This is a genomic window from Jeotgalibacillus sp. ET6 (assembly GCF_029667115.1).
In the GTDB taxonomy this organism is placed as follows: domain Bacteria; phylum Bacillota; class Bacilli; order Bacillales; family Jeotgalibacillaceae; genus Jeotgalibacillus.
On sequence record NZ_JARUIU010000002.1, the window covers coordinates 502,962 to 524,190 of the forward strand.

The 21,229-nt window shown below is 44.3% G+C and carries 19 protein-coding genes; 18 read left to right on the plus strand and 1 reads right to left on the minus strand.

Going from position 1 to position 21,229, the window contains the following annotated elements:
* Positions 1–34: 34 nt before the first annotated feature.
* A complete protein-coding gene (locus P6709_RS07650) occupies positions 35–970 on the plus strand; it encodes an ABC transporter permease subunit (protein WP_278240305.1) in 936 nt (311 codons plus the stop codon).
* Entirely contained in the window at positions 960–1,859 is a 900-nt protein-coding gene (locus tag P6709_RS07655; RefSeq protein ID WP_278240306.1) for an ABC transporter permease subunit, read from the plus strand. Before P6709_RS07650 ends, P6709_RS07655 begins: the two co-directional genes overlap by 11 nt.
* Before the next feature lie 197 nt (positions 1,860–2,056).
* On the opposite strand, the gene P6709_RS07660 is transcribed toward P6709_RS07655, so the two are convergent.
* The gene (locus P6709_RS07660) at positions 2,057–2,362 is read right to left on the minus strand and encodes a hypothetical protein (protein WP_278240307.1); all 306 of its coding nucleotides are present in this window, start codon (positions 2,360–2,362) and stop codon (positions 2,057–2,059) included.
* Positions 2,363–2,686: 324 nt separating this feature from the next.
* On the opposite strand from P6709_RS07660, the gene P6709_RS07665 reads away from it, so the two are divergent.
* The 16 genes from P6709_RS07665 to prfB all read left to right on the plus strand — a co-directional run bounded on the left by P6709_RS07665 (position 2,687) and on the right by prfB (position 21,148).
* Positions 2,687–2,959, plus strand: coding sequence for a hypothetical protein (locus tag P6709_RS07665; protein WP_278240308.1), 273 nt, complete (start codon positions 2,687–2,689; stop codon positions 2,957–2,959).
* 295 nt (positions 2,960–3,254) lie between these two features.
* Positions 3,255–4,988, plus strand: coding sequence for a cache domain-containing sensor histidine kinase (locus P6709_RS07670; RefSeq protein ID WP_278240309.1), 1,734 nt, complete (start codon positions 3,255–3,257; stop codon positions 4,986–4,988).
* Between the two features lie 11 nt (positions 4,989–4,999).
* Complete coding sequence (locus P6709_RS07675) at positions 5,000–5,776, plus strand: response regulator transcription factor (protein ID WP_278240310.1); 777 nt, start codon at positions 5,000–5,002, stop codon at positions 5,774–5,776.
* A 115-nt stretch (positions 5,777–5,891) separates the two neighbouring features.
* Positions 5,892–7,199, plus strand: coding sequence for an extracellular solute-binding protein (locus P6709_RS07680; protein WP_278240311.1), 1,308 nt, complete (start codon positions 5,892–5,894; stop codon positions 7,197–7,199).
* A gap of 157 nt (positions 7,200–7,356) precedes the next feature.
* Positions 7,357–8,235: a carbohydrate ABC transporter permease gene (locus P6709_RS07685; protein WP_278240312.1), complete on the plus strand. Its 879-nt coding sequence runs from the start codon at positions 7,357–7,359 to the stop codon at positions 8,233–8,235.
* A 75-nt stretch (positions 8,236–8,310) separates the two neighbouring features.
* Positions 8,311–9,177 carry a carbohydrate ABC transporter permease gene (locus tag P6709_RS07690; RefSeq protein WP_278240532.1) on the plus strand — a complete coding sequence of 289 codons (867 nt, stop codon included), beginning with the start codon at positions 8,311–8,313 and terminating at the stop codon, positions 9,175–9,177.
* 36 nt (positions 9,178–9,213) lie between these two features.
* On the plus strand, positions 9,214–9,843 hold the full coding sequence (locus tag P6709_RS07695) for a YesL family protein (RefSeq protein WP_278240313.1): 630 nt from the start codon (positions 9,214–9,216) through the stop codon (positions 9,841–9,843).
* A 129-nt stretch (positions 9,844–9,972) separates the two neighbouring features.
* Positions 9,973–10,956: an aldo/keto reductase gene (locus P6709_RS07700; RefSeq protein WP_278240314.1), complete on the plus strand. Its 984-nt coding sequence runs from the start codon at positions 9,973–9,975 to the stop codon at positions 10,954–10,956.
* A gap of 211 nt (positions 10,957–11,167) precedes the next feature.
* Positions 11,168–11,752: a ribosome hibernation-promoting factor, HPF/YfiA family gene (hpf, locus tag P6709_RS07705; protein WP_278240315.1), complete on the plus strand. Its 585-nt coding sequence runs from the start codon at positions 11,168–11,170 to the stop codon at positions 11,750–11,752.
* A 105-nt stretch (positions 11,753–11,857) separates the two neighbouring features.
* The gene (locus P6709_RS07710; protein ID WP_278240316.1) at positions 11,858–12,925 is read left to right on the plus strand and encodes a YecA family protein; all 1,068 of its coding nucleotides are present in this window, start codon (positions 11,858–11,860) and stop codon (positions 12,923–12,925) included.
* Positions 12,926–13,379: 454 nt separating this feature from the next.
* On the plus strand, positions 13,380–14,924 hold the full coding sequence (ggt, locus tag P6709_RS07715; RefSeq protein ID WP_442905317.1) for a gamma-glutamyltransferase: 1,545 nt from the start codon (positions 13,380–13,382) through the stop codon (positions 14,922–14,924).
* Positions 14,925–14,953: 29 nt separating this feature from the next.
* A complete protein-coding gene (locus tag P6709_RS07720) occupies positions 14,954–15,535 on the plus strand; it encodes a chromate transporter (protein WP_442905307.1) in 582 nt (193 codons plus the stop codon).
* Positions 15,532–16,065 carry a chromate transporter gene (locus P6709_RS07725; RefSeq protein WP_278240318.1) on the plus strand — a complete coding sequence of 178 codons (534 nt, stop codon included), beginning with the start codon at positions 15,532–15,534 and terminating at the stop codon, positions 16,063–16,065. The genes P6709_RS07720 and P6709_RS07725 overlap by 4 nt, the downstream gene beginning before the upstream one ends.
* Before the next feature lie 83 nt (positions 16,066–16,148).
* On the plus strand, positions 16,149–16,976 hold the full coding sequence (locus P6709_RS07730) for a DUF1028 domain-containing protein (protein WP_278240319.1): 828 nt from the start codon (positions 16,149–16,151) through the stop codon (positions 16,974–16,976).
* Between the two features lie 454 nt (positions 16,977–17,430).
* Positions 17,431–19,944: a preprotein translocase subunit SecA gene (gene secA / locus P6709_RS07735; RefSeq protein ID WP_278240320.1), complete on the plus strand. Its 2,514-nt coding sequence runs from the start codon at positions 17,431–17,433 to the stop codon at positions 19,942–19,944.
* Between the two features lie 105 nt (positions 19,945–20,049).
* Positions 20,050–21,148, plus strand: a protein-coding gene (gene prfB / locus P6709_RS07740; RefSeq protein ID WP_442905308.1) for a peptide chain release factor 2 whose coding sequence is annotated in 2 segments (ribosomal slippage) — positions 20,050–20,121 and positions 20,123–21,148 — 1,098 coding nt in all. Because the reading frame shifts where the segments join, the coding sequence is not laid out codon by codon here.
* The last annotated feature ends 81 nt before the right edge of the window (positions 21,149–21,229 follow it).

Consider the following 21,229-nt stretch of genomic DNA (forward strand, 5'->3'; position numbering starts at 1 on the left):
CACCTATTTAACTATTTTTCCCGCAGACTTCTAAATGGTTGCTCTGTTTAAGGCTAAAGGAGTTTTTAAGATCGAGAAAATTACCCCCGTTCACGTACTGAAACTAACATTTATCTCTATCGTAAAATTGATGGTTATGATTATCAGCATTTGCAGTATCGCGTCTCTGCCTTATCTGCTCACATCAAGTAAAATGGAAGAGGCTGCTGTTGGATTTTTCCCTGTTAATTATGTGCAGGAAATTGCCGCAGCTCTGATCGGTCTATTAAGTTTCTATGATCGGGAAGAAACGACCTTTCGGGGTGTTCATATTGATATGGGCTATATGCTGGAAGCCTACCAATACTCCATGTCTATTTTACTCATGTCATTAGGCATTGCTTTTGTGGTTGTACTGATTTTTACGTATTTGTATCATTTGCTAACCAATCGCATGAAAAAGTTCGCAAAGTGGATTTTGGTATTTTTGGACTGCATCCCTGATGTGATCTTAATTTTGATTTTCCAATTAAGCGTCATCCTGTTATATAAAGAAACCGGTTTTAAGCTGCTTAAGCTTTACGGGATCGGAAATGATGTTTACTTGCTGCCGGTGATTTGTTTAAGCATTACGCCGACTGTGCTTCTGTTAAAGATTTCTTTACGAATTCATGATGATGAACAAAGAAAGGAATACATAGATTTTGCCCTATCTAAAGGACTTTCGCGGCAATATGTTTTTTTGATTCATGTGTTAAGAAATATCTTTTTTTCGATCACTAATCATGTGGGGTTAATTTACTGGATGATGCTTTCAGGCCTCATTGTGATTGAGTATTTATTTGTTATTCAAGGCTTTACGATGATTCTTTACCGCGCAAATGACAGCAGTATATTGGCTATTGCGATTATGCTTTTTTTAATTCCCTATGTACTCTTGCAAGGGGTCTTTTCACAGATTAATAAAAGGAGAGTGAATGATGAAAACTAACTCAAACACTCTTATTTATTCGGTTTTAGTCCTGTTGCTGCTTTTGTTAACAGCGAGTTTTGTTTATGAATGGGGATTTAAAGAGGGGGTAAAACCGGTTAACATGAAGCCGGATGCTGCCGGAGAGATGGTCTCGCCTCCGTTCCCGCCATCGTTTGATCATCCGCTTGGAACGGATCGGAATGGCAATGATTTAAGCCTGCGAATTTTAAACGGAGCAAAATATACGTTGATTTTTGTGTTCGGAGTAGGCCTGCTGAGAGTCGTATTCAGCATCTTCTTTGGAGCGCTATTGACGTTTACCTGGAAACCGATCAGAAAACTAATCGAAACCTTTATGCAGCCATACATCAATATCCCTGCATTTATTTTAGTGTACTTTTTGGCATTTGCTTTCTTACCGATAGATGAAACACATGGAATGGTCCCGCTGATGTCCTTTCAGTTTCTCGTTTTGACGCTGGTCGGTATACCGCTATTGATGATGGTCTTTTCAAAGGAATTTGGGGAGATCTTAAAAATGGAGTATATACATGCTTCGTTTCAGCTAGGGGCTTCAAAGCGTCATATCGTGTTAAAGCATATTATTCCCGTTCTGAGACCCCGATTGATGATCGTTCTTTTACAGCAAATGATATCAGCCCTGATCCTGCTGCTTCATCTTGGTGTATTTCAAATTTTTATCGGTGGTGAATTAGAAGGAGGCATTATTGGGGCAGATGAGGATCTATCTCTTTCAAAATCAGGTGAATGGGCAGGAATGGTCGGGCAAAGTATATCGGATCTGGTAACCGCACCTTGGATTGTCCTTGCGCCAAGCTTAGCCTTTGTCGGGCTGATCTTATTGCTGAATATCATCATTAGACAAGTAGATGCCAAAATCGCTTAGATGCATAATGTTGAAGTTAGGAATGGAGAATTAGCAAGGAAATGAAACGGAGAGATGTTGAATATTCACTCTGAGATCACCTATCCATTAGGGAAAAGCGCACACGCATGAATGGTCTTTCCTAAATTATTCTACAGCAAGCTTTTACTAAAAAATGAGGCCTGGTCAGATTGCCAGCCTCATTTTTTGATCTGCTATTATTTTTTCTTCTTTTTCAGCTTCTCCATTTCCTGCGACACGACAAAAGCAAGGTCATCGTTTCCAAACATCGAGAGCACCCCGAGCACCGTGTCATCAGGTACTTCACCGGCTTCATCCTTTGAAACGGTCAGATCGATTGCGCCGTTAAGCTCAGGGTTTTCAGCCTGATCCGAATACGCTTCAAGGTAAAGTGCTTTTGGATCAAGATCGTGATTTACACACCACTGCGCAAAAACGAGAATCATCATTCGCTCTTCTTTTTGATAGTTTTGGATAATAAAGTCTTCCATTTCATTTCCCATCGTTGTGCTCCTTTGTGATTAGTCTCTTCAGTATAGCGAAAAGTGAATTTAATTTCATGCACGGTGTATGAGGGCTGAACCACCTAGTTTCATTTGATATAGTGTAAGTACAATAAATACATATAATGCATTGAAAGAGGAGGAGCGCTTATTAAGCCATTTTTACTTGCCATTATTGCTTCATTTTCTCTGCTGTCGTGCGAAGATTGGACGGAGACAAAATCCAAGAACAAGAACTACGATGATTTTTTTCTTACAGTAAAAATAATCGAGTACCAGGAGGAAAGAACCTTTATAGCAACGATAAAGTATACAGGTGATGATGTGCATTCTGAAATTATACATAACAGCGGCCTGTTCGATTTTACGGTAAAAGAGGATGGTGGGGAAGTATTAGGTACGAAAAAGGCAGGGGAGGACGAAGTAACCACACTGCTGCAAAAAGAGGAGACGCTTACCTTTGACAGCGGCTTTTCTTTCCTGGATGATCTTGATCCGGGATTGTATGAATTTACTGCCGAGGCTGATTTCAGCAAAGGGGCCAAGGCACCGGAACAAACAGTCGAATTAACGAGAATGGTTTTGATTAGCGAATAATATTGTGGTTGAGATATAAATAAAAAAGTTTAGAAAAACCGATACACCATGTGCAGTTGTATGAGGTGAGCGGAGCGGAAGGTGGCGACTCCTGCAGGAAATGACGGCAAGCTGAGACTTTGCAGGGCAGGTCCTGGAAAGGCTCAGCGCCGTCCCTGCGGAAAGCGTCCACCTGAAGCGAAGTGAGCCGGTCTAAGAGCCTGAGACACAAATTTGTGCCAGGCTTTTTCACTCTATCCGAACATTCCCCAATCTGATAGAGTTAAAAAAAAATAGTTGAATAAGGATGGGTACGATGCGTGACCGTTTAAATAAGTACAACACCCTGCGAAATCAAATCTTAATTGTTTTTTTAGTCGTTATGACGATTGTGCTCTCCTTTGTCGGCATTATGACCTATCACTTTGGTGGTACGGTTATTAAAGATAATGCAGAAAGACAGCTTCAGCAGACCGCTGTTCAGGCATCCGGAAGAATGGATACGCTGTATGAGCAGATTGATTTGCTGACCACGCAGGTGGCGACCAATCCATCCATTCAGCAGCTATTAAACCGGCTCGCAAATGGAGAAACTGCCACGTTTCAGCAGCGCCAGTCCCTGCTTTCAATCGGGAATACATTTCAGGCGTATTCAGATGGCATTCAATCCTTTGAGCTTTATTCTTCGCAAAATCAGCGGCTTTTCCCCTTAGATGACGCCAATTTATTTGATCGGGTGGACCGGAAGTGGGTGGAAAAAGCAGAGGAGGAAAAAGGCAGGCAGGTCTGGATTGGACAGGATCCTGAATACCCCGGCTCTCTCCTTGCGATCAGAAGAATCAGTTTGATCGACCGGAACTTTCAAAGTGGGGGATACCTAGTGATCCGGATTAACCCTTCGTACTTTCAGTTTTCAGAGAACGGTGAAACGTCGGAATCAGAGGATTATAAGATTTTGCTCGGCAATGATAGCCAGGTCATTACGTCCAATTACCGCCTCAATGTCCTGCCGCTGCTTGAACAGCACAATCAAACGGTCGAAATGAACGGGGAGGAGTACATACTCGTTCAGGAACAATCCAATGTAACGGGATGGACGGTCCTGATTGCAACTCCGGTTCAGGCTTTAACCTCTGGTACATCGGTTCTGCGGACGATCATTTTTGGATCTGCTGCACTTGGATTTGTTATTTTCTTTGTGTCCTCGTACTTTTTTTCAACCATGATTACCAACCCGATTCAAAAGCTGACCAAAACGATGAAAAAAGCGAGAGAAGGGGAATTCCATACGATCACCCCAAGCTCCTCCACCAGCGAAATTAATGAGTTGAATCTTTCCTACAACCAGATGGTGGATCACACGAATTATTTGATTCGCATGGTGTATGAAAAAGAGCTTATTCGAAATCAGGCAGAATTGAAAGCGCTTCAGGCACAGATTAATCCGCATTTTTTATTTAATACATTAAATGCGCTTTACTGGCTGCTGGAGGAGAAAGAGGAAGAAGAACTGGCCGATCATGTGGTGGCGATGTCGGAGCTATTCCGTTATACGATCAGCGGACCGAAGAAAAATGAATGGGTCACGCTTAAAACCGAACTGGATCATGTGGAACGGTATATTCAGCTTATGAAAATGCGATTTGGAGAAAAGCTTGATTGGAGCATCTTGCTTGAACCGCGCTATGAACAGGTGAAAATACCGAAGCTTATCGTGCAGCCGATCGTTGAAAATGCGATTTTACATGGAATTGAAAGCAAAGAGGGGAAAGGACATGTGAAAATTACCGTCCTTCCTGCATCCGATTCAGACTTTCTGATTCTTACAGTCGAAGACGACGGCCCGGGCATGCCGGAACATGCTTTGCAGGCAATCCGTGCCTCGATGGAAACAGAAGGAATTTCTTCAGTGAAGGGAAATGGAGTTGCGGTGGCGAATGTTCATAAACGGCTGAAGCTTCATTTTGAAGGGCATGACATGAAAGGGCTTGAAATCCAAAGTGAAGTTGGAAGAGGGACGAAGGTGTCCTTTGAATTGCCACATCCATAGGAGTGAAATAAATGAATCATATAAAAGTTATTTTGATCGTTGATGATGAGGAAACGACCCGAAAAGGACTGACCAAAACACTTGAGATCTGGTCAAACGGGAAGCATGAAGTGATCGCTGCGGCTACAGCGAAGGAAGCACTTGCGATTGTGGAAAAGAAGAGAATTCATATTCTGGTGACGGATATTTGCATGCCGGATATAACGGGACTTGAACTCGTCAAAAAAATTCACAGCTTAAATCAGCGTCCCGTAACGCTCATCATCTCCGGCCATTCGGAATTTCATTTTGCTCAGGAAGCGATATCTCTCGGCGTATTAAATTATTTAGTCAAGCCGGTGTCCAAATCAAAATTAATCGAAGCTGTGGAAGCGGCCTTTGAAAAAGAAGCCTCACAGGAAAGAGCAGGAATTTTAGAGAAATCAGCCGATCCGGCGCTGGTTCATATCTCGAGGGAACAGGAAGGAGTCAAGCATCCTGTAAAAGCAGCCTATCAGTTTATCGAAGAGCATATTGACCGGCAGATTTCGTTAAAAGAAGTGGCCGATCTGGTGCATTTAAATTCGAGCTATTTCAGTGTGCTGTTTAAAGACCAGACAGGTTTGACCTTCAGTGAATATATCACCAGGACCCGCCTGCAGCATGCTAAGCAGCTGTTAATGACAACGTCTATGCCGATTGCTGAAATCGCAGAGCAGTCCGGCTATCAGACCGCAAAATATTTTAACCGCCTTTTTAAGGAATATGAAGGGATGACGCCTGGCGCCTACAGGAAATCAAATCGATAACAGAAAATTCGATCTAATGATAGTGGAATTTTCCCCAATCACCGTTCCCTTACCCGCATAGAGGCCGGGTGCTAAACTAAAAGCAGTTCTTACAAACAAAGGGGGAAAACGTAAGATGAAAAAGAAAGCGCATACATTAGCAGCTGCAGGTCTTGCCGCTTTAATGCTTGTTACAGCAGGTTGCTCAACGTCTAATGAAGCCAGTGGGGATGGTGGAGGAGACGGCGAAAAAACGATTAAATTTATGCATTTATGGCCTTCCGGGAGCTCCAAGCAGCACAATATGATTACCGAAGATATTATCGAGGAGTTTGAAAAAGAAAATCCGGGCGTCACAATCGAAACCGAAGTGCTTGAAAATGAACAGTATAAAAACAAAATAAAAGTGCTGTCCTCATCCAATGATCTGCCGGACGTCGGTGTTACATGGGCTGCCGGTTATCTGGAGCCGTTTGTAGAGGGCGAGCTGTTTGCACCGCTTGATGATGTGCTGAACGACGGACTGAAGGATTCATTTGTGGCCGGTACAACAGAGGCCTATGCAATTAACGAAGAAACATACGGTTTGCCTTTAGAACTGAATATCGCACCTATTTATTACAATAAAGCGATTTTTGAAGAATACGGGCTTGAAGTGCCTGAAACGTATGAAGAGTTCCAGGAAATCGTAAAAACGCTTGAGGAAAACGGCGTCGCACCGATCGCTCTTGGAAATAAAGACCGCTGGACAGGTTCTCTATGGTATATGTATCTAGCGGATCGCATTGGCGGACCTGAAGTACTGACGCAGGCGATTAATCGTGAAGGAACGTTTGAAGATCCTGCTTTGGCACAGGCTGCTGAAGAAATTCAGACGCTTGTGGACGCCAATGCATTCAACAGAGGATTCAACGGGCTTTCCAACGATGAAGGAAAATCTGAATTCATGAATGGCAATGCTGCGATGTACATGATGGGCACATGGGAGCTTCCAAACTATACCACCAATGAAGACGTCCCTCAGGAATTTCGTGACAGCATCGGCTTCTTTAAATTCCCTGAAGTAGAAGGCGGAAAAGGAGACCTGAACAGCTGGGTCGGCGGACCGGGTGTCGGATTATTCGTTTCTGAAAACTCAGAGGTCAAGGAAGAAGCAAAAGAATTTGTGAAATTCTTTGTGGAAAGCTGGGGCGAGCGAGCTGTAACAGAAGCGGGCGTTATTCCGGCAACGAAAGTCGATACAGAATCGGTTGAACTTCCTGAGTTGTATATTGATGTACTTGATGAATTAGCAAACTCAAGCAATCTCACACTCTTTGCAGATGTTCAAATGAATGCAACTGTTGCTGAAACGCATTTGAATTTAATTCAGTCTTTGTTTGGCAAAGAAGTAACACCGGAAGATTTTACAAAGCAGCATGAGGAAGCTCTTTCAAGAGAATAATCGAATAGTCACTGCTGTTTGTCACACCTCCGACTGTGTCTTAGCCGGCACAGGCGGGAGTGTGAAACAAAATGAAGGGACTGTCGCGAATACGAAAGACATATCCTTTTGAACTGATATGTCTTTTTATTTTGAAGAAAGAAAGGAATGGGGAAAAATGGACAAGGCGATGTCGAATCCTAAAGTTATCATGCTTTATACGCTTCCCGCTCTATTTCTGCTGCTCGCCTTAATCTATGTACCAATCGTACAAACCGGCTACTACGGGCTGATGAAATGGAATGGCATGGGCAGCAAGGAGTTTATCGGACTCGTAAACTATTCAAGACTCATTGAGGATCCGCTATTTTGGAGCTCGGCTTATCACTCGTTTTTACTGGCGCTGTTTTCCACACTGAGCCTCGTTGGCTACCTGCTCATTTCAGTGATCCTTGCCGGTAAAATTAAAGGGGCCAATACGCTGCGAAAAATTTACTTAATTCCGATGCTTTTGGCATCTGTAGCCATTGCCCAGCTGTGGATGAAAATCTATCATCCTACGAACGGGATTTTAAACAATTTGCTGATGTCTATTGGAATTGAAGAACCCCCGATGTGGCTGGCAAATCCTGATTTAGTCCTGTTTGCGATTTTTATCCCAATCATCTGGCAGTATGCAGGATTTTATATTTTGATTTATTATGCGGCATTGAAAAATATACCGGAATCACTCGTGGAATCCGCCAGAATCGACGGAGCGACAGCGTGGGATATTGCCTGGAAAATAAAAATCCCTTTAATTATGAATGTAATTAAAGTAACGATTGTGCTGGCAGTTGTCGGCTCGCTCAAATACTTTGATTTAATTTACATCATGACAAACGGCGGTCCAAATGGCGCGAGTGAAGTAATGGCTTCATACATGTACGGCCAGGCCTTCCGCGGTTTTGATTTTGGCTATGCCAGTGCCATCGGGTTTTTCCTGCTTGTCATTTGTCTAGTCATCACCTGGCTGATTCGTAAAGTAACGGCGACAAAAGAAGAAATTCAATATTAAGGAGGCTGCTCTATGCGAAATGAACTTTTAGAAGAAGAAAAGCTTGATTCTGCCGGACCAGTCCAAAAGGATAAAATGCCAGCTCAAAAGCCGGTAAAGAGTACATCTTCCGGCATCGGATATAAAATTGGCCTAGGGTTTATTTATGTGGTGCTCGGCATCGTCGCCGTGTTTCAAATTTTCCCTCTGATCTGGCTGTTCCTATTTTCATTAAAAGATAATCAGGAAGTATTTGAGCTTTCTCCATTTGCTATTCCAACTGACCCGAAATGGGAAAATTACGTCAAGGTATGGACAGAGGGGAATATCAGCCAGTACTTTTTGAACTCGGTAGTTTATACAGCATCCTCTGTGATTTTAACGGTGCTGCTCGCGAGCATGGTGACCTTTGCCATTACCCGCATGAAATGGAAGCTGAATGGATTGGTTCTCGGTCTGTTTATGGTCGGCTTAATGATTCCAATTCACTCTACACTGATCCCGCTGTTCAGTACGTTTTCAAGCATTGGTCTGATCGATCATCCGCTTTCCATTATTTTAACGTACACAGCATTTAACCTGCCGATCACGATTATGATTTTATTCGGATTTTACCAGGTGCTTCCACGGGAAGTAGAGGAAGCCGCGATTATGGACGGCGCTTCCATTCACCGGATCTTTTTTCAGGTAACTCTTCCGATGACAGCACCGGTTATGGCGACCGCTGCGATCATTAATATGATTTATAACTGGAATGAATTTGTTTTTGTGAACACCTTCATCAGCTCCGAAAATTTTAAAACCTTAACTGTAGGCATTCAAAACTTTATCGGCCAGTATTCAACAGACTGGGGAGCAATCGGCGCCACGCTGATGATCAGCATCCTGCCGATTCTTCTTGCCTTCCTGTTTTTAAGCAACCGGATTGTGGAAGGGATCTCTGCCGGTTCTGTCAAAGGGTAAAGCACGGGCCACTACACACCAGAAAGGAAGAGAGAAATGACAGCAGAAAAAATGGATGGGTTGTATAAACTTTGTGAATGGGTCATGCGGCTCGCTTATCTGAACATTCTCTGGCTCTTTTTCTCTCTTTTGGGCTTTGTTGCGGCGGGAGTTTTCCCGGCGTCCATTGCGGGCTTTACTATTCTGCGGCAGTGGTTTCTAGGGAAGACAGGTTTTCCCGTTTTTCGAACCTTCTGGCATACATACAAAAATGAATGGATGAAGGCAAATAAGCTCGGAGCATTCGTGATAGCTGCACTTTTGCTGCTGTATCTTGATTTCCTTTTTTTGGTATCGATTGATGGTGGATGGCAGATGGCGGTGTCTGTCCTGTTTTTTCTTTTTGCTTTAATCGTTTCCGGAACAGCTCTATTCCTCTTTCCTGTGTATGTTCATTATGATCTCAGTGTAATGAGAGTGCTTTTTCACGCATTTATCCTCTTCTTATCTTATCCACTGCATTCCATTTTAATGGGGGCCGGGGTTTTATCCTTTATCGTAGTCTTCACCATCATTCCATCCCTTCTGCCGTTCTTCGGTTTTGTGGCTGTCGCCTCCTGCGTACTCGGAGGAGGACTTCACTGTTTCAGCCAGGTAGGAAAGAAAAGGGCAAAAATTGAAATTTGATGGAATATAAGAAGGAATTCCCTCTTTAAAACTCGAAATAAACAGAAGGACAGTCACGGCATTGTCTGCTAAAAAAAGAATACATCGATTGAATTAGGTCTAAGCAGATACCTTCAAAGGAGTGAGCAGATGAACTATCGTCAGCTGGGAAATACAGACATCCGCGTGAGCGAAGTAAGCTTTGGTACTTGGGCGATCGGCGGTTCATGGGGAACAAACAATGATGCAGAATCGCTTAAAGCGCTTCGCTATGCAATAGACAGAGGCGTCAATTTTTTTGACACGGCTGATGTTTATGGCGACGGCCACAGTGAAGAATTACTCGCTGAAGCAACCAGAGGTCTGAGAGACAGAGTGTATATTGCGACAAAATTTTGCCGCCAGGGAGATATTCATGATCCTGAAACCTATTCAAAAGAGCGTGTCCGGGAATATTGCGAAGCCAGCTTAAAAAGGCTGGAGCGTGATTTTATTGACTTATATCAAATTCACTGTCCGCCGATTGACATTATAAAAGAAGGCAGTGTTTTTACCGTATTAGATGACATTCAAAAAGAAGGGAAAATCAAGCACTACGGTGTCAGCGTTGAAACAGTGGAAGAAGGGCTTCTTTGTCTGGAGCACTCTAATGTAAAATCGCTTCAGGTCATTTTTAATGTGTTCCGCCAAAAACCATTGGAAGAACTTTTCGACCAGGCAAAGCAGCGGGGAGTCGGAATTATCGTACGACTTCCTTTAGCAAGCGGCTTGCTGACAAATAAATTTTCACTTGATCATCAGTTTGAAGAAGATGATCACCGCAGCTTTAATGAGAACGGCGAGTCCTTTAATGTAGGAGAAACATTTGCAGGTCTTGGCTTTAAAAAGGGTGTTCAGCTTGCCCAGCAGCTTGAATGGATTGCTGAAGGAAGAGGGAATATGGCGAGAGCTTCCCTCCGGTGGATTCTAGATCAGCCGGAAGTAACCTGTGTCATTCCAGGCTTTAAAAACCAGCAGCAGGTAGAAGAAAATCTGCAGGCCATTGAAACCCCTTCATTTTCTCAGGATGAGCTGAGAAAGATGAACGATTTTTACCATGAGCATGTAAAAGAGCATATCCGGGGAGCTTATTAATAAAAAATCCGCTTCCATTTTTAAACCCGATCAACGCCTTGTGATCGGGTTTTTGCTCGTTTTTTTTCCAATTAACCCTTTATTCTGACATAATCCGCTAAGAATCCCAATGGTTTTTACAAAAAATTATTAAAAGTTTTACGCTTATGCAGGATAAATCAGGGGTAGAAGAGAAATAGATAGTATAGCTTTGATTAAAGGAGGAGTTTACATGTTGAACTATAATATCCGAGGCGAAAATATCGAGGTAACTCCAGCAATCCGCGAATATGTGGAAAAGAAAATTGATAAGCTAGAACGTTATTTTAATGATACGCCGGATGCAAATGTCCACGTTAATTTAAAAGTTTACAATGACAAACAGACGAAGGTTGAAGTGACGATTCCAATGCCGCGTTTAACGCTGCGGGCTGAAGAGCGCCATGAGGAAATGTATGCAGCGATTGACTTAATTCTAGATAAGCTGGAACGTCAAATCCGCAAGCACAAAACAAAAGTTAACCGCAAATTCCGTGAAAAGGGCAATGAGCCGGAATTCTTCGCTGCCAGCGTTGATCCTGAAAACGGAATTGAAAATTTAGATGCTCAATATGATGATAATGATGATGAACAGGACATGGATATTGTCCGCACAAAAACCTTTAACCTGAAACCAATGGACAGCGAAGAAGCTGTTCTTCAAATGAATATGCTCGGCCACAGCTTTTACGTGTACACCGATGCTGATTCGAACGGAACGAACATTGTGTACAAGCGTAAGGACGGTAAATACGGGCTGATTGAAACAGAAGCTTAAGAAGTGACAAATAACGCGTCTCTCCTGAATTGGAGGGGCGTTTTTTTGTTTCACCGCATCTCCGTGGTACAATAGTGCTTAATCAAGAAAAAAGGAAGTGCCTATATGCAGGAAGTTGGAAGAAATGAACCTTGTCCTTGCGGCAGCGGGAAGAAATACAAGAAATGCTGCGCAAGCAAAAAGGTTGTGTCGATTCAAACCCTTCTCGTCACAGAAGGAATGGATCTGCAGCTGAAATTTTTAAATGAAAAAATGGCTCCTATGCAGGGGGACTATAAAGAGGATTTAACCTATATTCTGGACCATGTCACCCCTTCCTTTGAGGAAAAGCAATTTTTAACAGTTTACTCCACATTTATGTTTGGATTGCGAACGCAAAATGACCAAACGCATTGGTCGCATTTTGTCGATGAGCAGCTGGAATCACAGGAGCGGCCGCGAATGAAGGAAATCATGCCGAAATGGCACGACCCAAGACCGGTGCTGGCTGAAGTAATCGAGATGGATGAAGACAGCCGCGAAATGGTCATGAAGGATTTAATCAATGACGATCAGTATACGGTGGTTCTGCCTGAATTTCACTCGTGGGCAGAGATTGACTATGTATTTGCAGTCCTGCTCCCGCTCGAGGATAAATGGGTGCCTTATGGCTTTATGTTTCCATCCATTTACACAAAAGAGGAACGCAGCCGTGTGATCGAACGTATATCCATGCTTGATATTGAAGGCGATGACCGTTCCTTGTGGCTTAAAACTTCAATGCTTGTCGATTTGATTAATGCCATGGTAGAGAGAACGCAGAATGAAGAAGCTGCACCTGAACAGGACTGGATGACTCAAATGACATCCGAGGTGGAAAAATCCAATCAACAGGAAGCCCTTCAGTCGTTGAAGAAATACTGGGATAACCGTGCAAACGAGGATCTGTCTTTATTTGCCTGCCATATCGCAGCAAGCTTTTTCGCCCAAAAGGGAGATAAAGTCCGCAAACCTGAAACCTATTTAGCAGCAATTTCGTATCTGATGGCCCAGCACGCCACCGAAACGCCTCTTACACAAAAAGAAGCAGGCGAAGCTTTTGATGTTTCGGCTTCAAGCGTTTCGTCCACTGTGCGTAAAATTGAAGAATGGTTTGTGACTGAACTTGAAAAGCTTCAGGAACAATCGGTTTAACAATAAGAATATACTGCTGATTCAGGGGTTAAGACATATCTGAAAAACCTTTGAGAAATTAATGTATAATGTACCGTAAATATGAGGTGAGCGGAGCGGAAGGTGGCGACTCCAGCAGGATGTGACGGCAAGCTGAGACTTTACAGGGCAAGGCCCTGAGAAGGCTCAGCGCCGTCCCTGCGGAAAGCGTCCACCTGTAGTGAAGCGAACCGGTCAAAGAGGCTGAGACACCATTATCCAGCTTCTTTTTTATGTTTGGTTTGACTGAAATTATATGAAGATAGAATTTTCACAACATTTCCCTTATACTGAAAGAAGAGGTTTTTCGCAAAACGAAATAGTACATATGAAGCAGAAAAATGGGTAAAAGGAATAGGAGTGAAAAGCATTGATTACAGATTACTTATATCATCCATTTGCTTCTCAGAGGCAGACTGTATTTGCAAAGCGGGGAATGGTGGCAACCTCACAGCCGCTCGCAGCACAAGCAGGGCTTGAAATACTACAAAAAGGCGGCAATGCCATTGATGCGGCGATCGCGACCGCTGCAGCTTTAACGGTTGTGGAGCCGACATCAAACGGCATTGGCGGGGACGCTTTTGCTCTTGTCTGGACAAAGGATAAGCTTCATGGATTAAATGCAAGCGGACCGGCTCCTCAAAAGCTGACGATAGATGAAATGAAAAAACGTGGGTACGAGAAAATGCCGATGTTTGGTGTTGAGCCTGTAACCGTTCCAGGTGCCCCAGCTGCGTGGGCTGAGTTATCCGAAAAATTTGGCCGCCTGCCGTTTGAAGAGGTGCTTGCTCCTTCCATCCGTTTAGCAGAAGAGGGCTACCCGGTGTCGCCGGTTCTTGGGAAGTACTGGAATGCAGCAGCTCAAAAATTTAAAGAGCTATTTAAAGAGAAAGTCTATCAAGGGTGGTTTGATACATTTGCTCCAGAGGGCAGCGCACCGCAAATTGGCGAGATCTGGTCCTCTCAAGCACATGCCGCTACGCTCTCTTCTATTGCCGAAACAAAGGCTGAGAGTTTTTATACAGGAGAACTTGCTCAAAAAATAGATGATTTTATGAAGGAACACAGCGGCTTCCTGACGAAAGAGGACTTAGCAGCCTTTAAGCCTGAATGGGTGGATCCTGTATCTGTAAACTACCGTGGGTATGATGTGTGGGAGATTCCTCCGAATGGCCAGGGGATGATTGCTTTGATGGCGTTGAATATTGCACAGGGCTTTGAGTTTACAGAGTTTCAAAGTGTGGAAACCTATCATAAGCAGATTGAAGCGATGAAGCTCGCATTTACAGATGGCAAGGCGTTTATTTCAGAGCCTGGGGATATGCCCGTTTCAACGGAAGAGCTGCTTGCCAGCGAGTATGCAGACAAACGCCGGAGGGCCATTGGCGAAAAGGCGATGATGCCGAAGCCGATGGAATTGCCAAAGGGCGGAACGGTGTATTTAGCTGCAGCTGATGACGAAGGAAATATGATTTCATATATTCAAAGTAATTATATGGGCTTTGGATCCGGTGCAGTCGTTCCGGGAACGGGCATTGCGCTGCAAAATCGCGGGCATGACTTCAGCTTAGATCCCGAGCATCCAAACGCTCTTAAGCCGGGAAAAAGAACGTATCACACAATCATTCCCGGGTTTTTAACAAAAGACGGCCAGGCAGTTGGACCATTTGGCGTCATGGGCGGCTATATGCAGCCGCAGGGGCATTTTCAGGTCATCGCAAATACGGTGGATTTTCAGTTAAATCCGCAGGCGGCTCTTGATGCCCCGCGCTGGCAGTGGACGAACGGAAAAACCATACAGGTCGAGCAGTCCTTCCCGGCACACCTTGTTCAGGCGCTTCAGCGAAAAGGCCATACCATTCAGATTATGAATGATGGCGGGCCCTTTGGACGCGGCCAGATCATTTGGCGTGATCCTGAAACAGGCGTCCTGAGGGGCGGAACCGAATCACGGACAGACGGGCATATTGCTGCCTGGTAAACTTGTGATGGAATACGGAGTTGACGTACTTGAAGAAAAAGAATAACCAAGCCGATTTATTTATGGCTTTTTTCAGAGCAGGAATCTTTGGATTTGGCGGAGGTCCCGCTTCGATTACGCTTGTCCATAAAGAGGTGGTTAAGACCTACAAGTGGATGAATGATGAAGAGTTTTCAGATGTGCTGGCGCTTGGAAATGCCATGCCGGGGCCGATTGCCACCAAAATGGCCGGCTATATCGGCTACAGAGTCGGAGGAATAGCAGGGCTGTTAAACGCGATCGCTGCGACCATCATTCCGACAGTAGCTGCGATGATCCTCCTGTTGACAACCTTAAATGCCTATAGAGATGTGGGATGGGTGAACGGCATGTCGCAAGCTGTGATTCCTGTAGTAGGGGTCATGCTCGGGGTTCTGACCTGGGATTTCATAAAAAAATCCTCCTCTGCACTCGGATGGCTCATCACCGGCGTATTGCTCGCTGCCAGCCTTTTGCTGCTCGAGTGGCTGGGAGTTCATCCGGCCATTTTAATTGCCTCCATTTTAGCGTATGCCCTGCTCTTTGGACACAAAGGGAAAGCACGCCGTAAAAGACGGGGTGAGACCTTATGATTTACTGGGAAATCTTTTTGGCTTTTTTTATCCCCGGGATTTTGGGGTATGGTGGAGGACCGGCGTCTATTCCATTAGTAGAAAATGAAGTCGTGAACCGGTATGAATGGATGACCACCCAGGAGTTTAGCGAAGTGCTTGCATTGGGTAATTCATTACCAGGGCCGATTGCGACCAAAATGGCCGGATACATCGGCTATGCTGAAGGCGGGTGGCTTGGAGCTGGAGTGGCACTTTTTGCAACCGTTGCCCCTTCCCTTATTTTAATGGTGGCACTGCTGAGTCTTTTGCTGAAATACAAAGACTCGCCTCGTGTGAAAAAGATGTCCAGCCTCGTCCGCCCAACCATCGCGGTTCTTCTTGGTGTGATGACGTGGGGATTTTTTGCCGATTCCATTGAGGCATCCGGCGGAATTCAAACAGCCGTGCTGGCGATTATCAGTTTTATTTTAATGGAAAAAATGAAGGTCCATCCCGCCCTGGTAATTGCAGGCGCGCTGATTTACGGCGCTGTCTTTTTAGGCGGATGATGATGTGTGGAGCAGTGCTTTAGCGCACAAAAGGGGTCTGGCCCCTTTTATACACTAAAGTGCATAAAAAAGGAGTGATGGAGATGACGTATTCGATCGTGGGTTTTGATCCAGTGGAGAGAGAGTGGGGTGTGGCGACACAGTCCAAGTTTCTCGGTGTGGGGGCTGTTGTGCCTTATGCGGTTGCAGGAGTTGGTGCAGTGGCGACTCAGGCATATGCAAATACTACATACGGGCCTGAAGGCATTGCGTATATGATGAACGGTAAAAGTGCAGAAGAAACGTTAAAGCTGATGACTGAAGAAGATGATGACAAGGATTATCGTCAGGTGGGGATTGTGGACGCCAGCGGAAATGCTGCCACATTTACCGGACGAAATTGCTATGATTGGTCAGGGGGAATTTCCGGCAAAAACTTTGCTGTCCAAGGAAATATTTTAGTTCCTGGCACAGTTGAAGCAATGGCCAGGTCATTTGAATCTTCCGAAGGCTCTTTGGCAGAACGTCTTTTAGAAGCCCTTGCAGCAGGACAGGCTGCAGGCGGAGATTCACGGGGACAGCAGTCAGCAGCTCTATTAGTCGTAAAGGAAAAAGGCGGATATGCCGGCTATAATGACCGTTTTATTGACATTCGCGTCGACGACCATGTCACACCGGTAGATGAGCTTTACCGCATTTTCAGGCTCCATCAGCTCTATTTTGCTCCTTCGAATAAAGACAATATCGTACCGGTTGAAGGCGATATTGAAACGAAGCTTGAATACCAGCTTGTTCGGCTGGGATATAAAAAAGAAGATCTTACGCTGTATCAAGCATTGAAAAATTACCTGAACAACGAAAACTTCGAAATGCGCAAACAGGAATCAGGCTATATTGATCTGGATGTCCTGCATTATATGGAACAGTCCTGATCTCAAACGAGGCTGGGACAAAACTCATAAGTATTTCAAGAAATGAAGAATTATTTATGAATAGTAAGAGGAGAGCGGAGCGGAAGGTGGCGACTCCTGCAGGATTTGACGGCAAGCTGAGACTTTACAGGGCAAGGCCCTGAAAAGGCTCAGCGCCGTCCCTGCGGAAAGCGTCCGCCTGAAGCGCAGCGAACCGGTTAAAGAGCTTAAGACACTTTTGTCTCAAGCTCGTTTTTTATTGGAAGAAAAAAAGCTGGTCCATCACTCCCTCTCTCATCACCCGTCTTGTACTGCTCCGGTCAAAATGGTAAGATAGATAGGTATATTTACGATTTTTTCTCATAATTCCAATCCATTTTTATAAATGAATGAGTATATGATGTAAATTCGGCCGTCTTTCTCTATGAACCAGAAGAGAAACGGTCAGAAACTGCCTATATAAAGGAGCGGTACCATGCTTGGAATTTTAAACAAGGTGTTTGATGGAACAAAGCGTGATGTCAAAAAGTTTGAAAAAGTAGCGGATCAGGTAGAAGCACTTCAGTCTCAAATGGAGCAGCTTTCTGATGCCGATTTACGAAATAAAACAGAAGAATTTAAATCCCGTCATGAAAAGGGAGAATCACTTGAAGATCTGATGACCGAAGCATTTGCTGTCATTCGTGAGTCGGCTAAGCGTGTATTGGGACTTCATCCGTACCGCGTTCAGATCCTGGGTGGTGTGGCTCTGCATGAAGGAAATATAGCTGAAATGAAAACAGGGGAAGGTAAAACACTGACTTCCACAATGCCTGTTTATTTAAATGCGATCTCTGGCAAAGGCGTTCATGTTGTGACTGTAAATGAATACCTTGCTTCTCGTGATGCTGAGGAAATGGGTCAGCTCTATAATTTTTTAGGCCTGTCAGTAGGCTTAAATTTAAATAGCTTAACGAAGGATGAAAAACGCGAAGCGTACCTTGCAGATATTACGTACAGCACGAACAATGAGCTCGGTTTCGACTATCTTCGTGACAATATGGTGCTTTACAAAGAGCAGATGGTTCAGCGCCCGCTTAATTTCGCAGTCATTGATGAAGTCGATTCCATCTTAATTGATGAAGCGCGTACACCGCTTATTATCTCAGGACAGGCACAGAAGTCTACTCAGCTGTATATTCAAACCAACGCTTTTGTCCGTAATTTACGACTGGACGAAGATTATACGTACGATGAAAAAACAAAAGGCGTTCAGCTGACAGAAGACGGAATTAACAAAGCAGAAAGTGCTTTCCGTATTGATAACCTTTTCGATATCACCCATGTCACGTTGAACCACCATATTACGCAGTCCCTAAAAGCACATGTCAGCATGAAAGCTGATTTTGATTACGTAGTGCAGGAAGGCGACGTCGTCATTGTCGACCAGTTTACCGGCCGTTTAATGAAAGGCCGCCGTTACAGCGACGGGCTTCATCAGGCGATTGAAGCAAAAGAGGGCCTCGAGATTCAAAATGAATCAATGACGATGGCGTCTATTACCTTCCAGAACTTTTTCCGTATGTACAAAAAACTGTCCGGTATGACCGGTACAGCAAAAACAGAGGAAGAGGAATTCCGCAACATTTACAATATGCGCGTTATTTCCATTCCGACGAACCGGGAAATTATCCGGGACGACCGCGCCGATTTAATATTTGCTTCAACCAAAGGCAAATACATGGCTGCGGTGGAGGATATTGCAGAGCGTCATCAAAACGGACAGCCGGTCTTAGTCGGAACGGTGGCGATCGAAACGTCTGAAATTATTTCTGCTCAGCTGAAATTAAAAGGCATCCCGCATAATGTTCTAAACGCGAAAAATCACGGTGGAGAAGCACAAATCATCGCAGATGCCGGTAAACGCGGCGCTGTAACCATTGCTACGAATATGGCCGGCCGTGGTACGGATATCAAGCTTGGCGAAGGTGTGACAGAAGTAGGCGGACTTGCTGTAATTGGTACAGAGCGTCATGAATCACGACGGATTGATAATCAGCTTCGTGGACGTGCAGGACGTCAGGGAGATCCGGGTGTGACGCAATTCTATCTTTCCATGGAAGATGAACTGATGCGCCGCTTTGGCTCTGATAACATGAAGAGTATGATGGCTCGTCTTGGAATGGATGATACGCAGCCAATTCAAAGTAAAATGGTGACGCGGGCGGTTGAATCTGCTCAGAAACGTGTAGAAGGAAATAACTTTGATGCACGTAAACAGCTTCTTCAATATGATGATGTACTTCGCCAGCAGCGTGAAGTCATTTATAAAGACCGCTATGAGGTATTAGATTCCGAAAATCTGCGTACGATTATAGAGAAGATGCTTGAAAGCACTGTATATAATGCGGTAGATCAATATGCTCCTGCAGTTGAGGAAAAGGATGAATGGGATCTTAAAGGTCTGGAAAACTTTATTTTTGCCAACCTTTTACCTGAAGGCGAGCTTGTTGAAAGCGATATGGCCGGTAAATCAAATGATGAGCTGAAATCACTTCTTCTTGATAAAGTGACCGAGCGCTATAATGCAAGAGAAACAGAACTTGGCGACCGGATGCGCGAGTTTGAAAAAGTTATTCTTCTTCGCTCAATTGATACGAAATGGATTGACCATATCGATGCGATGGACCAGCTTCGTCAAGGGATCCATTTACGCGCATATGGTCAGATTGATCCTCTTCGCGAATATCAAAATGAAGGCTTTGCTATGTTTGAAACGATGCAGGCTTCGATTAATGAAGATGTATCCAAATACATTATGAAAGCCGAAATCCGCAACAACCTTGAGCGTCAGGAAGTAGCAAAAGGGCAGGCGGTTAATCCAAAAGAAGACAGTGAAACAAAAAAGAAAGCCCAGCCGGTCCGAAAAACAAATCCGGTAGGCCGCAATGAGCCATGTCCATGCGGCAGCGGCAAGAAATTTAAAAACTGTCATGGCGTTACGCAATAAGCCTCTTTTATGACTGACCCGCCGCTTTCGACGGGTCAGCTTTCTTTTGAAAAACAAAAGAGGATTTTTATTTACAAAAAATAAAACATAAGGTGGACCTTAATTATGGAAATGTTTGAAGTAAAAGCAGAGTTAGAGAGAACAGCTAAGGTATTAGCGGACTTCAGGGGGTCTCTTTGACTTAGATAACAAAGAAGCTCAAATTGCAGAGATTGATGAGAGAATGGTGGAACCGACTTTTTGGGATGATCAGCAAAAAGCGCAATCCGTTATTAACGATTTGAACGCCTTAAAAGAGACAGTCCATGGCTACAGAGACCTTCTAGACACGCAGGAAAACCTTGAGCTTACACATGAACTGCTGAAAGAAGAGCCTGACGCTGAACTTGAAAAAGATATGGTAGCTGAAATGAAAGCATATATGAAGTCCCTGGATGAATTTGAACTTCAGCTTTTATTAAGTGAGCCATATGATAAAAATAACGCCATTTTAGAACTGCATCCTGGAGCGGGAGGCACTGAATCTCAGGACTGGGGCTCCATGCTGCTTCGCATGTATACACGCTGGGGAGAAAAGCAGGGATTCAAAGTGGAAACAATGGATTATCTTCCAGGAGATGAAGCGGGGATAAAAAGTGTCACACTTCTTTTCAAAGGCCATAATGCGTACGGTTACTTGAAAGCAGAAAAGGGCGTTCACCGTCTTGTGCGAATCTCCCCATTTGATTCATCAGGACGCCGCCATACTTCCTTCGTATCCTGCGATATCATGCCTGAATTCAATGATGAAATTGAAATCGAAATCCGCACCGAAGATTTGAAAATTGATACGTACCGGGCAAGCGGTGCAGGCGGTCAGCATATCAATACAACGGATTCTGCTGTCCGTATTACTCACCTTCCCACCAATACTGTTGTATCGTGCCAAAATGAACGCTCACAAATCAAAAACCGTGAGCACGCCATGAAAATGCTGAAATCAAAGCTGTACCAGCTGCGAATTGAAGAACAGGAACAAAAACTTGCCGACATCCGTGGCGAGCAAAAAGAAATCGGCTGGGGAAGCCAGATCCGTTCGTATGTTTTCCACCCATACTCCATGGTAAAGGATCACCGGACAAGTGCTGAATCAGGTAATGTTCAAGGTGTGATGGATGGGGAGTTGGATGTTTTTATTAATGCTTATTTGCGCTCCAGGCTATAAGGGGCAGACCGCTGGCAAACGCTCGCATTCTTCGTTGCGAATCCTGATCCAGATGCTCATTGCCGGTAAAGGCAACTCCGC

Bases quoted from the DNA above. Each gene is read 5' to 3' on its own strand.
- P6709_RS07650 (WP_278240305.1), top strand. From the start codon at position 35: ATGGTTGCTCTGTTTAAGGCTAAAGGAGTTTTTAAGATCGAGAAAATT.
- P6709_RS07655 (WP_278240306.1), top strand. From the start codon at position 960: ATGAAAACTAACTCAAACACTCTTATTTATTCGGTTTTAGTCCTGTTG.
- P6709_RS07660 (WP_278240307.1), bottom strand. From the start codon at position 2,362: ATGGGAAATGAAATGGAAGACTTTATTATCCAAAACTATCAAAAAGAA.
- P6709_RS07670 (WP_278240309.1), top strand. From the start codon at position 3,255: ATGCGTGACCGTTTAAATAAGTACAACACCCTGCGAAATCAAATCTTA.
- P6709_RS07675 (WP_278240310.1), top strand. From the start codon at position 5,000: ATGAATCATATAAAAGTTATTTTGATCGTTGATGATGAGGAAACGACC.
- P6709_RS07680 (WP_278240311.1), top strand. From the start codon at position 5,892: ATGAAAAAGAAAGCGCATACATTAGCAGCTGCAGGTCTTGCCGCTTTA.
- P6709_RS07685 (WP_278240312.1), top strand. From the start codon at position 7,357: ATGGACAAGGCGATGTCGAATCCTAAAGTTATCATGCTTTATACGCTT.
- P6709_RS07690 (WP_278240532.1), top strand. From the start codon at position 8,311: ATGCCAGCTCAAAAGCCGGTAAAGAGTACATCTTCCGGCATCGGATAT.
- P6709_RS07695 (WP_278240313.1), top strand. From the start codon at position 9,214: ATGACAGCAGAAAAAATGGATGGGTTGTATAAACTTTGTGAATGGGTC.
- P6709_RS07700 (WP_278240314.1), top strand. From the start codon at position 9,973: ATGAACTATCGTCAGCTGGGAAATACAGACATCCGCGTGAGCGAAGTA.
- hpf (WP_278240315.1), top strand. From the start codon at position 11,168: ATGTTGAACTATAATATCCGAGGCGAAAATATCGAGGTAACTCCAGCA.
- P6709_RS07710 (WP_278240316.1), top strand. From the start codon at position 11,858: ATGCAGGAAGTTGGAAGAAATGAACCTTGTCCTTGCGGCAGCGGGAAG.
- ggt (WP_442905317.1), top strand. From the start codon at position 13,380: ATGGTGGCAACCTCACAGCCGCTCGCAGCACAAGCAGGGCTTGAAATA.
- P6709_RS07725 (WP_278240318.1), top strand. From the start codon at position 15,532: ATGATTTACTGGGAAATCTTTTTGGCTTTTTTTATCCCCGGGATTTTG.
- P6709_RS07730 (WP_278240319.1), top strand. From the start codon at position 16,149: ATGACGTATTCGATCGTGGGTTTTGATCCAGTGGAGAGAGAGTGGGGT.
- secA (WP_278240320.1), top strand. From the start codon at position 17,431: ATGCTTGGAATTTTAAACAAGGTGTTTGATGGAACAAAGCGTGATGTC.